Raw genomic sequence first — 12,635 nt, forward strand, 5'->3', positions numbered from 1 at the left:
CTTAAGAACATTTAATGCGATCTTGGCATGTATCACTCACAAGGGGGACGCCCGACCGATGCCCAGAAAAGGGACGAAATGCTGAGTGCCGGGATTTGACCCGGCGGGACGTGGGCGTCCGCGGCCGACCGCCATTTCGCTGAGCTGCGGTGGGGGAGCCGGCGAAAAGACGTTACGCCGAAATCCCGATCAATTTGCTGTCGCATTTCCGACTCGATAATCGAGCATTCTTCGCGAAGCGATAAAACCCATTAGAGAATTAAGAGGCTAATGTCCGAATCGCTGGGATGCTGGCAGCGACACGCCAATCTTGTCGGGGCAAGCGTTGTGCGGGACATCGGTCCTCGTTAAGCTCTGGTTGCACGCCCCAATCGCCCGCTTCCCCCGTGGCAGGCGATCGGGGCGTGCCCTATTTTGCGGCCAGGCCCGTGCGCATGGCGCCGCCTTCGGCCGAAGGGGCCGGGTCTTGCCAACGGCGGCCGATTGTGCTTATGGAATTTCGTGGCCTTGGACATGCAACACCGCCGGCACCGGCGGTGTTGGGCGCCTGGTCGCGCTGTCACGGGACCGCCGGCCTCGAGCGACGCTTCCGCCCGGCGGTCGCCGGGCGGCCCGGTGTGGCAGCCGGCTCGCGTGGCTGCCACGGCACCCCGTAGCGGCTTCTGGGGACGCTTGTCGCGTACCAGAAAAGGGTCTTGATCTAGATCCAGCGACTGCCGAGCCACATGCGCACCGACCAGTCGTCGTAAGGAATGAGGGTGCCGACGAAGACCGGGTGGAAGTACGCGAAGCAGAGCGCCACCAGTGCCACGAACGTCACCGCAACCACGGTGCCGATGAGCTGGCGGTCGGAGCGCCGCGAGCCGCCGAGCATGCCGCCCGGTGGCGTCATGATGGCGCCGAGGACGTAGACCACCGCCAGGATGAGGAACGGCAGCGCGGGCAGCGCGTAGAACGAGAACATCGTCCGGCCGTCAGCGACCGCGAACCAGAACCAGGGGAGCAGGCCGGCGACCGCGCCGGTGAAGATGGCGTAGGCACGCCAGTCGCGGCGCGCGATGCCGAACCAGACCAGGGCGACGAGCGCCGGCAGGAACGACCACCACAGGACCGGCGTGCCGAGCAACAGGATCTCGGCAGCGCAGCTGGGTGCGCCGCAGTCGCCGTTGCCGTTCCAGTAGAAGGCGACCGGCCGGCCGAGCAGCAGCCACTGCCACGGCCACGACTGGTACGTGTGCTTCTCGGTCAGGCCACTGTGGAAGTTGTACGCCTCGGAGTGGTAGTGGGCCAGGTTGAGCAGCGCGCCGAGGACCGGCGGCTCGCTCAACCCGTTCGCCTCGCGGTAGTGCCGGAAGTAGCCGACGTCGGTGAGGAACCAGCCGGTCCAGGTGGCCAGGTACAGCAGGATGATCAGGCCGAAGGTGAACAGCAGCCAGCCGAGGTCGCCGAGGATGCCGGCCACGATCGGGCCGCGGACACCCGCCGAGCGGCGCGCCTGCACCCGCCAGACGATCACCAGGGCCGCGAGGAACGGCGCGAAGAACAGCGCGCTCCACTTGACGCCGCAGGCCAGCCCGAACGTGACGCCGGAGACCAGCAGCCACCACGGCACGATCCGCGGGATGTGCGGGGTGGCCGAGGGGTCGTACCCGTTGTCCAGAGCCCGCCGCCAGGCCCGCCGGTAATGATCCCGGTCGAGGACCATCGCGGCGAAGCTCAGCAGGATGAACAGGCCGAGGAAGATGTCGAGCAGCGAGGTGCGCGACAGCACCAGCTGGAAACCGTCCAGCGTCATCAGCAGACCGGCCGTGCCGGCCAGCACGATCGAGTGGAACAGCCGGTACGCCACGCGGATCAGGACGAGGATCATCAGAGTGCCGGCGACCGCGGCGGAGAACCGCCAGCCGAGCTCGGTGTTGCCGAAGAGCTGCTCGCCGAACGCGATCATCCATTTGCCGCCCGGCGGGTGCACCACGTAGGCCGGGCCGTTGGTCTTCTCGTCCCACTCCACGCCGTGCTGGAGCATGTCCCAGGCGTCGGTCGGGTAGTAGACCTCGTCGAAGACGTAGCCCTTGGGGCTGCCGAGCCCGGCGAAGCGCAGGATCGCCGCCACCGTGACGATGATCGCGGTGACGATCCAGGAGTATGGATTGAAGCGCGCGTCCAGCGTCGACAATCGACGTCTGACGATCTCTGGCACGCCGAACCCGCGTGCGGACGACTCCACCTCGGCGGGGGAGTTCTCGGGGGAGAGGTCAGTCTCAGCTGTGGCCGCCGTCGTCACTCCGCGATCGTAGGCGGTACACCGCAGAAGTGACGCCCGCCGTCACCGCGTTCTGTCATGTGGTGGACTTTTCCGGTGAACAGTGAAGGACGGGTCGTGCTCGCGGGCGCGCCACTGGGCAACATCGGTGACGCCTCCACCCGGTTGCGTGACGTCCTGGCCTCGGCGGACGTGATCGCCGCGGAGGACACCCGGCGCCTCAACCGGCTGGCGAAGGACCTCGGCGTGACGGTGCGCGGGCGGGTCGTCTCCTACTTCGAGGGCAATGACGAACGTCGAACTCCGGAGCTGGTGGAAGCACTCGAATCGGGCGCCGTCGTGGCGGTGGTGACCGACGGTGGCATGCCCAGCGTCTCCGACCCGGGGTACCGGCTGGTCCGCGCCGCGCTGGACGCCGGCTTCCCGGTGACCGCGGCGCCCGGCCCGAGCGCGGTGACCACCGCGCTGGCCCTCTCCGGTCTGCCCAGCGACCGTTTCGTCTTCGAGGGCTTCCTGCCGCGCTCCGGCTCGGGGCGCCGTGGCCGGCTCCGGGAGCTCACCGCCGAGCCGCGCACGCTCGTCTTCTTCGAGGCGCCGCACCGGATCGTGGGCGCCCTGGAGGACCTGGCCGGGATCTTCGGCGCGGACCGGCCGGCCGCGGTCTGCCGGGAGCTGACCAAGACGTACGAGGAGGTTCGCCGGGGCGGGCTCGGTGAACTGGCCGCCTGGGCCGCCGCAAGCGCGCCGCGCGGTGAGATCACGTTGGTGGTCGCCGGCGCGCCGGACGGGCCGGTGGAGCGGCCGGACGACGACGAGCTGCGTGCGGCGGTGGCGCGGCGCGAGGCCGGGGGTGTCTCCCGCCGGGACGCCGTCCAGGCGGTCGCCGACGAGTACGGGCTGAAGAAGCGGGACGTCTACACGCTGGTGCACGCCCCTCAGTAGGCCGCGACCAGGAATCCGGCGAGCAGCAGCAGCGGTCCGGCGAAGCCGGCGACGATCGCGCGCCGGCTGCCCAGCCGGCGCGCCCTGGTCACCTCGGTGATCCCGTACCCGCAGATCAGCACCAGCAGGAAGCCGAGCGCCCAGCGCAGGTGCAGGAGCAGGCCCGCGGGTGCGGTGTAGGCCTGGTCGCTGCCCGGGCTGACCATCCGGGCCGGGGAGACGGCGCCGGCCCGGCGGCCCTCACCGGAGACGCCGAGCAGGGTCACCGGGGACACGCTGAACCGGCCGTCGGACGCCGCGAATCGGCCGGTGCAGCGCTGGGTGAGACCGTCGCCCCGGCAGTGGGTGGTGACCGCGTAGCCGCGGTCGCCGTGCCCGACGGCCAGCCAGAACGGCTCCGCGCTCACCCAGCTGAAGAACGCCGCCACCAGGCTCAGCATGACCAGCGCGAACAAGGCACCGGCCGGATTGTGGGCGGGCGGCTTCCGGCGGCGGCCGGGTCGCTGGTCGGGCTGGGCGGCCGCCAGCGCGGCCCGTTCCTCCTCGCTCAACCAGAACGTCGAGTTCTCCACCCGCTCCAGGTGGGCCTCGGCCCGCGCCTCGGCGTGCGGCGACGAGGCGGCGGCCGGGGGCCGCCGGGGGGTGATGGCCACGGTCGGCCGGTTGCGGCCGGCGTTCTCCTCCTCCGGTACGAGTTCGCCCGCGGTGATCAGGCGGGATCCCTCCACCGGTGGGGCGGCCTGCGGTGGCTCCTGATCGGTCTCGCCGCGCCACCACGGGGTGTCGGGGTCGGCGAGATCCCGCGGGTTGCCCTGGCTGCGGGGCGTTTCCCCTGGTTGCGGCGCGTCTCCGGTCACCCGCTCATTCAACGCCCGGTGGTGGCGCCGAGCACGTCAATGATCGGGCGTGTCGGGACAAATCGGTATACCGGTCCGCGCCGTGCCAATCCGTTCGCGGGGCACCGGCACGGGTCACTACGCTGGTGCACCATGAGTCACGTTCTCGCCGCGGTCGCCTGGCCCTATGCCAACGGCCCGCGCCACATCGGTCATGTTTCCGGCTTCGGGGTGCCGTCCGACGTCTTCAGCCGGTACATGCGGATGGCCGGTCACGACGTGCTCATGGTCTCCGGGACCGACGAGCACGGCACCCCGATCCAGGTGCAGGCCGACGCGGACGGGGTCACCGCCCGTGAGCTCGCCGACCGGTACAACCGGGTGATCGTGGAGGACCTGCACGGGCTCGGCCTGTCGTACGACCTGTTCACCCGGACCACCACCCGCAACCACTACGCCGTGGTGCAGGAGCTGTTCGAGGGCCTGCACCGCAACGGGTACATCGTCGCCCGCACCACCCTGGGCGCGATCTCCCCGTCCACCGGGCGCACCCTGCCGGACCGCTACATCGAGGGCACCTGCCCGATCTGCGGTTACGACGGCGCGCGCGGCGACCAGTGCGACAACTGCGGCAACCAGCTCGACCCGGAGCAGCTGGTCGACCCGCGCTCCCGGATCAACGGGGAGACCCCGCAGTTCGTCGAGACCGAGCACTTCTTCCTGGACCTGCCGGCGTTCGCCGAGGCGATCGGCGGCTGGCTGGACCGCCGGGAGAACTGGCGGCCCAACGTGCTGAAGTTCTCCCGCAACCTGCTGGACGACCTCCAGCCGCGGGCGATCACCAGGGACCTCGAGTGGGGCGTGCCGATCCCGCTGGACGGCTGGCGGGACCGGGCCGACAAGCGCATCTACGTCTGGTTCGACGCGGTCATCGGCTATCTGTCGGCGTCCGTCGAGTGGGCCCGGCGCACCGGGGATCCGCAGGCCTGGCGCAAGTGGTGGTCGGCCGACGCGGAGGGCAAGGACGCCTCCGGCTACTACTTCATGGGCAAGGACAACATCGTCTTCCACTCGGTGATCTGGCCGGCGCTGCTGCTCGGCTACTCCGGTGAGGGCGACAAGGCCGGTGAGCCCGGCGAGTTCGGCAAGCTGAACCTGCCCACCGAGGTGGTCTCCAGCGAGTACCTGACGATGGAGGGCAAGAAGTTCTCCTCCTCGCGCCGGGTGGTCATCTACGTCCGGGACTTCTTGGAGCGCTACGACGCCGACGCGCTGCGCTATTTCATCGCCGCGGCCGGGCCGGAGTCGAACGACACCGACTTCACCTGGGCCGAGTTCGTCCGGCGCAACAACGACGAGCTGGTCGCCGGCTGGGGCAACCTGGTCAACCGGTCGATCTCGATGGCGGCCAAGAACTTCGGCGCCATCCCGGCGGCCGGCGAGCTGACCGCCGAGGACGAGGCGCTGCTCGCGGTGGCGAAGGCCGGATTCGACACGGTCGGTGAGCTGATCGGCCGGCACCGGCAGAAGGCCGCGATCGGTGAGGCGATGCGGGTGGTCGCCGAGGCGAACAAGTACCTCTCCGAGCAGGCGCCGTGGAAGCTCAAGTCGGACGAGGACAAGCCGCGGCAGGCCACCGTGCTGCATGTGGCGCTCCAGGTGGTCAGCGACGCCAACACGCTGCTGACGCCGTTCCTGCCGCACTCCGCGCAGAAGGTGTTCGAGCTGCTCGGCGGCGAGGGTGTGCACGCGCCGATGCCCGAGATCGTGGAGGTCGAGGACCTGGACGGCGGCCCGGGCTACCCGGTGCTGATGGGGGACTACACCACCGGCGCCCGCTGGCGGTCGGTGCCGCTGGTGGCCGGCACGCCGCTGAGCGCGCCGAAGCCGGTGTTCCGCAAGCTCGACCCGTCCATCGTGGAAGAGGAGCTGGCCCGCCTGGGCGAGGCATCCTGACCTGCGGTTTCAGCTGTTCATGCCCGTCGGTGCCAAAAGGCGCCGGCGGGCATTCGCGTGCTTGTGGTGAACAGCACGTGTCAAGACCGTTTAAGGGATTGATCGAAGTCACGTTGATCCGGTACCGTCACTTCGCCACGGGGGGACGTGGGCGTTTCATCGGTACGGTCACGTTTCGTCGTGGCTGCCGGTGAGCGCGCCCGCCCGTCCTTCGTGTGGATCACAACCCCTCGAAGGAGTTCCCTTGAAGCCACGCCTTTCGCGCCCGCTGCTGACGGCTGTCGTCAGCGGCGCGCTGGTCGCAGGTGGTGCGGTCTACACGTCACCGGCCTCGGCCGCCGACCCGACCCCCGGCGTCAGCGAGTCCGCGTCCGCCTCGCCCTCCGAGTCGGTCCCGACCTCGACCACGCCGTCCCCGTCGGACTCGGCTTCGGCCTCGCCGTCGGCTTCGGCCTCTGCTTCCGAGTCGGCGTCGACCTCCCCCTCGGCGTCGGTCACCTCGAGCCCCAGCACCACGACCGCCCCGCCGCCGGCCGACAAGACCGCGCCGACCGGCTCGTTCCGGCTGAACTCGGGCGGCCTCTGGCTGGGCCAGACCCTGGTGTTCAACCAGAACACCTCGGAGTTCGGTGACAACGTCACGCCGGACAACCAGATCGCCCGGAAGATCAGCTGGGGCGACGGCACCACCACGGTGCTGTACCCGGGCTGGTCGACGGTGAACAAGAAGTACGCCCGTAACGGCAAGTTCAACGTCACCGTGACCCTGACCGACAAGGCCGGCAACTACAAGGTCGTCGGGCCGAAGTCGGTCACCGTCACCACGCCGGCCAAGGGGACGTACTCGCTCAGCACCAAGAAGGTGTACCAGGGCGCGCGCTTCAACGTGAACGTCAAGAAGCTGCCGGCGGGCGCCACCGGTTACGTCATCGACTGGGCCGACGGCACCACGTCGTACCACGGCTCGAAGACCAAGTCGGTCAAGGGCTTCATCCTCTACAGCTGGAACAAGGGCAACCGGGGTGGCCGGATCAGCGGTGTCCGCACCGTCCGCATCTCGCCGGTGAACAAGTTCGGCGCGAGCGTCTACCAGACCGCCGGCAAGATCACCGTGCTGAAGGACGACTGGCGCCCGAAGCTCTCGATCTCCAAGCCGAGCAGCTCCAACAAGGCCAGCTCCTGGCGGACCCTGCGCGGCACCGCCAGTGACAAGGGCGCCGGCCTGATCAACAACTCGGTGTACCTGGCCGTCTACCGCATCAGCAACTCCGGCGCGGAATACTGCATCACCCCGCAGAAGAAGTGGAAGCGGGTCACCACCGAGGCGCAGTTCGAGTCGTGCTTCACGAACCTGCTGCGGGTCTCGGTCAAGAAGGGCAAGTGGTCGGTGACCCTGCCCAAGGGCATCGCGAAGGGCTACATCGTCGTGGGCGCCGTGGCCGGCGACTACGCCGACCGCTCGGTCCAGCGCACCCGTGAGGCTCGCCTCACCCGCTGAACGTGACACCGGAAAGGGCCGGCGAAAGCCGGCCCTTTCTGCATGCCCGTCTCAGAGCTGGTACGCGAGATCCGCGATGTGATGATCGGTGAGCTCGTCCACCGGCGCCCACGCCTCGTAGACGCCCCGTTCGTAACAACGCGCGCCGGTGGTGCCGACCGCGTCGGCGTCCGGCCGCAGCAGCCGCAGCCGGGCCCAGGTCTCGTCCCGCTGGAGCACCCAGCACGGCACCCGCCGCCACAGCGCCTGCTCGGCCCGGCGGCTCAGCGTCTGCACCGGATAACGGGCGGCCCTCGTCAGCGCGCGCACCCGGAACTCCCCGGGCGGGTCGGCGACCGCCTCGTACTCCTTGCCGTCGACCTGCCCGACCAGCCTGGCGGTGCCGGTGGTGGTGCACGGCACGTACTCCCGGTCCGGGCCGGCGCCGGGGATCTCACCGAGCAGGCCTCGCCAGCGCGGGCCGGCCAGCCGCAGCCACCCGTTCTGCTCCGGCTGGTACGAGTAGAGCACCACCTCGTCCCCGCCCGGCACGTACGCCAGCAGCTGTGCGTTCGCCGGCATCGGCAGGTCCGCGAAACCGGCCGTGACGAACTCCGGGATCAGATCGTCGGTGCTCGGCGTGAACCCGGTGCCGAGAACCATCGACCCGATCCGGGAGTGTGCCGGCAGCGCCTGCAGACCGGGTTGCGCGGGCTCCGCCGGGACCTCGTAGTCCAGCGGGTCGACGGCCCGCCAGCGTAGCGCGAACGTCACCCGGTCGTCGGTGACGCCGTCGGTGCGCAGCAGGGTCAGCTGCTCCGGGTCCCGCAGGTGGGCGATGTCGCAGGAGCGGTAACAGAAGCCGTACGGCAGCCAGCCGCCCAGATGGCCGGCCACCTGGGCCGGGGAGAGCAGCTTGGTCATCCGGGTGCCCCGGCGGATCGCCGCGGTGGCCCGGATCCGGTGCAGGGTGGGATCGTCCCGGTACCCCACCGACTGGCTCATGCCCTGGACCTGCTGCCAGGTCAGGTCGCGCCGCAGAGGTGCCATCAGGGGCGGGTCGAGCGGGTCGGCGCCCAGCTCACTGTCCTCACCGGTCACGGTCACGCGGCGCAACTTAAGTGACCACGGTGGATGCTGGATGAACAGCCGGTTACCGGAATTCGCGACGTGCACAATGTCTCACATGTCTTCACCATCGGAATCGCGCCGTGCCAGGAGCTCGCGACGGGCCGGGGAGTTCCCGCCCGCGCCGGAGCCGCTCGCGGTGCCGGTCTTCGACAGCCACACCCACCTCGACCTGACCGTCCAGGAAGCCGGCGTGCCCGGCGACGGTGCCGGCGACCCGGTCGAGTCCCTGATCGCCGCGGCGGCGAAGAGCGGTGTGGACCGTCTCGTCCAGGTAGGAGTGGACGCCGCCTCCTCACGCTGGGGCGCCGACCTGGCGGACCGCCACGAGTCGGTGCTGGCCGCGGTCGCTCTGCACCCCAACGAGGCGCCCCGGCTCTCCGATCTGGACGAGGCGCTGCGGGAGATCGAGGCGCTCGCCGCCCGCCCCCGGGTCCGGGGCATCGGGGAGACCGGGCTGGACACCTTCCGTACCGGCGAGGACGGCCGGGCCGCGCAGGAGGAGAGCTTCCGGGCGCACATCGCCATCGCCAAACGGCACGGCAAGGCGCTGATCATCCACGATCGCGAGGCACACCAGGAGGTGCTGCGGGTGCTCGACTCGGAGGGCGCTCCGGACACCGTGGTGCTGCACTGCTTCTCCGGCGACGCCGAGTTCGCCGCGGAATGCGTACGCCGTGGATATCACCTCAGCTTCGCCGGAACGGTGACCTTTGCCAGCGCGGCGGCCCTGCGTGAGGCGGCCGCGGCCACCCCGCCCGAGCAGATGATGGTGGAGACCGACGCGCCCTACCTCACCCCGGCCCCGCACCGCGGGCGCCCGAACGCGTCGTACCTGATCCCGATCACGGTGCGCGCCCTGGCCGCGGCACGCGGCGTCGACGTGGACGAGCTGTGCGCCGCGATATCGGCCAACGGCGACCGCGTCTTCGGCACCTGGCGCTGACCGGGCGGGCCGACCCTAAGGTGCCTCCACCCGGGCGGCCACGCCCAGCTCCCGGCCCAGTCGCTCAGACTGGCTCGCGAAGACGCCCGGCGCCGCCTGCAACGGCCCCCGGGACACCATCCGGACCGCCCAGCGATGTCCCGGCGCGATGTTGTAGATCCGGCTGACCAGCACCGAGCCCCGCGGATCCGGCTCGACCGAGGTGACCCCGCGGTACCACCACTCACCTTCGTGGGTCACCGACCGCGCGGCACGGTCCACCCGGACCGTCAGCCGGCTGCCGTCCCGCACCACCACGAACTCGTCACCGCCGGCCTCCTCGACCGGCCCGTCGGCGGCGAGCGGCGACCGGCCACCCGGCCACACGTCCAGCAACACCGCCGCGACGGCGTCCGGAGCCGCTTCGACCACGCCACGAAGCACCAGCAACTCAGTCATGATCGGCCGCACCGCGGGCCGGGGGAGCAGAACAGGGTGAGCGCTGCCATGAACCCATTACTACCCGGCAGTGTCCAGCACGCCGGAACGGCCGCTCTAGGCTCATGCCATGGCTGACGCACTCCTCGGCCCGGCGGAGATCCGGGAACTCGCCACCCGCCTCGGTGTGGCGCCGACCAAGAAGCTCGGCCAGAACTTCCTGCACGACCCGAACACGATCCGCCGCATCGTCGCGGCCGCCGGCCTGCGGCCCGACGACGTCGCCCTGGAGGTCGGTCCCGGTCTCGGCTCGCTCACGCTGGGCCTGGTCGGCGCGGTCCGGCACGTCCACGCCGTGGAGATCGACCCAGCGCTGGCCGCGGCCCTGCCGGGCACCGTCTCCGCGTCGCACCTGACCGTGCACCCCGCCGACGCGCTGCGGGTCTCCGGCGACCGCTTCGACCCGGCACCGACCATGCTGGTCGCGAACCTGCCCTACAACGTCGCTGTCCCGGTGGTGCTGCACCTGCTGGCCGAGCTGCCCACGCTGCGCGGCGGCCTGGTGATGGTGCAGAAGGAGGTCGCCGACCGGCTCGTCGCCGGCCCCGGCTCGAAGGTCTACGGCGTGCCGTCGGTGAAGCTGGCCTGGTACGCGGAGGCGAAGTCGGCCGGCAAGGTTCCACCCGCGGTGTTCTGGCCGGTGCCCAACGTGGATTCCGGGCTGGTCGCCTTCACCCGGCGCGAGCCGCCGCCCGGTGTCGCCCGCACCGACGTGTTCGCGGTCGTGGACGCGGCTTTCGCCCAGCGGCGCAAGACTTTGCGGGCCGCGCTGGCCGGCTGGGCGGGTGGGCCGGGCCGGGCCGAGCAGGTGCTGCGGGCGGCGGGCGTCAGCCCGCAGGCACGGGGGGAGTCGCTCTCGGTGGGCGAGTTCGCCGCGATCGCCGCACAGGCGAAAGCGTCGGGGTACGGCGGTAAGCTCACCCCGTCCGGCGCGGAACCCGAGGAGGTGGACTCATGACTGCCCAGCCAGCCGGCCACGTCATGTGGTCCCCTGACCCCGTCAAGCAGAAGCTGGCGCAGCACACCGTCGAAGACGTTCTCTTCCTGCCCGATGACGCCCCTCGCGTCGAACTCCGTGACGGAGTCATGATCGTGGTTCCCTCCCCGACCTATGATCATCAAGATATTGCAGCGCTTCTCTGGCAGTGGCTGAGGCGGAACGCACCCAAGGAGTTCCGGGCGAGTCTGGCCACCGGAGTGGCGTTGTCGATGGACACCACTCTGGAACCGGATGTGGTCCTCGCGGACGCTCGAATCGGCGGTTCCCGACACTTCGCGGTGCCGGATCAAGTGGTCTTGGTGGTCGAGGTGGTCTCGCCCGGGACCAGGCGTCGTGACCGGCTGGAGAAACCCGTGGAGTACGCGGCAGCAGGGATACCCCACTACTGGCGCATCGAGCAGAACCCGGTGCACCTGTTCGCCTATGACCTCGTCAAGGGGGAATACCAGCTGACAGCTGACTCGGCGGAGGAAGTCGTGCTGTTCTCGCCGTTCGAGATGCGGCTGCCGATCGAGGACATCACTCCGTGACCGAGGCGTGGGGTCCGGGTGGTGACGAGCCGCGGCCGCACCACGGCCCGGTCCGGGTGCGCGTGCCGGCGAAGATCAACCTGCATCTCGGGGTCGGCCCGCTGCGGCCGGACGGCTATCACGAGCTGAACACCGTCTATCACGCGATCAGCCTGTTCGACGAGCTCACCGCCCGCCGCGGGGACACGCTGACGCTCACCATGGAGGGTGAGGGCGCGGGCGAGCTGGCGCTCGACGAGACCAACCTGATCATCCGGGCCGCGCGGGCGCTGGCCGCCCGGGCGCACGTCCCGGCATACGCGAGGTTGCACCTGCGCAAGTCGATCCCGCTGGCCGGCGGGCTGGCCGGCGGCAGCGCCGACGCCGCCGCCACGCTGATCGCCTGCGACGTGCTCTGGGGTCTGGGCATGTCCCGCGACGAGCTGGCCGAGGTGGGCGCCGATCTCGGCTCGGACGTGCCGTTCCTGCTGCACGGCGGCACCGCCCTGGGCACCGGGCACGGCGAGGCGGTCAGCCCGATCCTGGCCCGGCCGACCATCTGGCACTGGGTGGTGGCGGTCGCCGACGGCGGGCTCTCCACCCCGGCGGTCTACCGCGAGCTGGACTCGCTGCGTGCCGGCTCCTGGCCGCCGCCCGCGCTCGACGGGCCGGACCAGCTGATGGGCGCGCTGCGCCAGCGTGACCCCGAGGTGCTCGGCGCCGCCCTCGGCAACGATCTGCAGGCGGCCGCGCTCTCGCTGCGGCCGCACCTGGCCGACGTGCTGAAAGCCGGTCACGACGCGGGCGCGATCACCGGCCTGGTTTCCGGCTCCGGTCCGACCTGCGTGTTCCTCGCCGCCGACGCCGGGCACGCCCAGCGGGTGGCGGCCGACCTGAACGCCTCGGGGGTGTGCCGGGCGGCGATCACCGCCCGCGGCCCCCAGCCGGGCGCGCGGGTGGTCTGAGCCCGGCGGGCCACGGACGGGGTGAGGCGGCGGTCACCGCGCCGAGGGCGGCGGGCGGCGCGCGCGGGTGGTCTGAGCCCGGCGGGCCACGGACGGGGTGAGGCGGCGGTCACCGCGCCGAGGGCGGCGGGCGGCG

11 protein-coding genes are annotated in these 12,635 nt (G+C 70.8%); 7 read left to right on the plus strand and 4 right to left on the minus strand.

Going from position 1 to position 12,635, the window contains the following annotated elements:
• Positions 1 to 700: 700 nt before the first annotated feature.
• On the minus strand, positions 701 to 2,284 hold the full coding sequence (locus tag AC0NH5_RS25855) for a dolichyl-phosphate-mannose--protein mannosyltransferase (protein ID WP_474408445.1): 1,584 nt from the start codon (positions 2,282 to 2,284) through the stop codon (positions 701 to 703).
• Between the two features lie 75 nt (positions 2,285 to 2,359).
• Between AC0NH5_RS25855 and rsmI the strand changes: the two genes are divergently transcribed.
• Positions 2,360 to 3,205, plus strand: coding sequence for a 16S rRNA (cytidine(1402)-2'-O)-methyltransferase (gene rsmI / locus AC0NH5_RS25860; RefSeq protein WP_474408447.1), 846 nt, complete (start codon positions 2,360 to 2,362; stop codon positions 3,203 to 3,205).
• On the opposite strand, the gene AC0NH5_RS25865 is transcribed toward rsmI, so the two are convergent.
• The gene (locus tag AC0NH5_RS25865) at positions 3,199 to 4,062 is read right to left on the minus strand and encodes a hypothetical protein (protein ID WP_474408449.1); all 864 of its coding nucleotides are present in this window, start codon (positions 4,060 to 4,062) and stop codon (positions 3,199 to 3,201) included. The genes rsmI and AC0NH5_RS25865 overlap by 7 nt on opposite strands.
• Positions 4,063 to 4,194: 132 nt before the next feature.
• Between AC0NH5_RS25865 and metG the strand changes: the two genes are divergently transcribed.
• Both metG and AC0NH5_RS25875 read left to right on the plus strand, forming a co-directional pair.
• On the plus strand, positions 4,195 to 5,997 hold the full coding sequence (gene metG, locus AC0NH5_RS25870) for a methionine--tRNA ligase (RefSeq protein ID WP_474408451.1): 1,803 nt from the start codon (positions 4,195 to 4,197) through the stop codon (positions 5,995 to 5,997).
• A 244-nt stretch (positions 5,998 to 6,241) separates the two neighbouring features.
• Positions 6,242 to 7,495 (plus strand): hypothetical protein, encoded by a 1,254-nt coding sequence (locus tag AC0NH5_RS25875; RefSeq protein WP_474408453.1) that lies wholly within the window; start codon positions 6,242 to 6,244, stop codon positions 7,493 to 7,495.
• Between the two features lie 51 nt (positions 7,496 to 7,546).
• Here the strand turns inward: AC0NH5_RS25875 and AC0NH5_RS25880 are convergent, their stop codons facing one another.
• Complete coding sequence (locus tag AC0NH5_RS25880) at positions 7,547 to 8,581, minus strand: hypothetical protein (RefSeq protein WP_474408455.1); 1,035 nt, start codon at positions 8,579 to 8,581, stop codon at positions 7,547 to 7,549.
• Positions 8,582 to 8,660: 79 nt separating this feature from the next.
• Between AC0NH5_RS25880 and AC0NH5_RS25885 the strand changes: the two genes are divergently transcribed.
• The gene (locus tag AC0NH5_RS25885) at positions 8,661 to 9,548 is read left to right on the plus strand and encodes a TatD family hydrolase (RefSeq protein ID WP_474408457.1); all 888 of its coding nucleotides are present in this window, start codon (positions 8,661 to 8,663) and stop codon (positions 9,546 to 9,548) included.
• 15 nt (positions 9,549 to 9,563) lie between these two features.
• Here AC0NH5_RS25885 and AC0NH5_RS25890 read toward each other — a convergent pair whose 3' ends face one another.
• Positions 9,564 to 9,986, minus strand: a complete 423-nt coding sequence (locus AC0NH5_RS25890) for a hypothetical protein (RefSeq protein WP_474408459.1) — start codon at positions 9,984 to 9,986, stop codon at positions 9,564 to 9,566.
• 109 nt (positions 9,987 to 10,095) lie between these two features.
• On the opposite strand from AC0NH5_RS25890, the gene rsmA reads away from it, so the two are divergent.
• From rsmA to AC0NH5_RS25905, 3 genes are read left to right on the plus strand one after another with little or no spacing between them, the layout of a single operon-like run.
• Entirely contained in the window at positions 10,096 to 10,983 is an 888-nt protein-coding gene (gene rsmA / locus AC0NH5_RS25895; RefSeq protein WP_474408461.1) for a 16S rRNA (adenine(1518)-N(6)/adenine(1519)-N(6))-dimethyltransferase RsmA, read from the plus strand.
• Positions 10,980 to 11,555: a Uma2 family endonuclease gene (locus tag AC0NH5_RS25900; RefSeq protein WP_474408463.1), complete on the plus strand. Its 576-nt coding sequence runs from the start codon at positions 10,980 to 10,982 to the stop codon at positions 11,553 to 11,555. Before rsmA ends, AC0NH5_RS25900 begins: the two co-directional genes overlap by 4 nt.
• Positions 11,552 to 12,499 carry a 4-(cytidine 5'-diphospho)-2-C-methyl-D-erythritol kinase gene (locus AC0NH5_RS25905; RefSeq protein WP_474408465.1) on the plus strand — a complete coding sequence of 316 codons (948 nt, stop codon included), beginning with the start codon at positions 11,552 to 11,554 and terminating at the stop codon, positions 12,497 to 12,499. The genes AC0NH5_RS25900 and AC0NH5_RS25905 overlap by 4 nt, the downstream gene beginning before the upstream one ends.
• Positions 12,500 to 12,635: the final 136 nt, after the last annotated feature.

This window comes from Actinoplanes sp. 13, assembly GCF_056134165.1.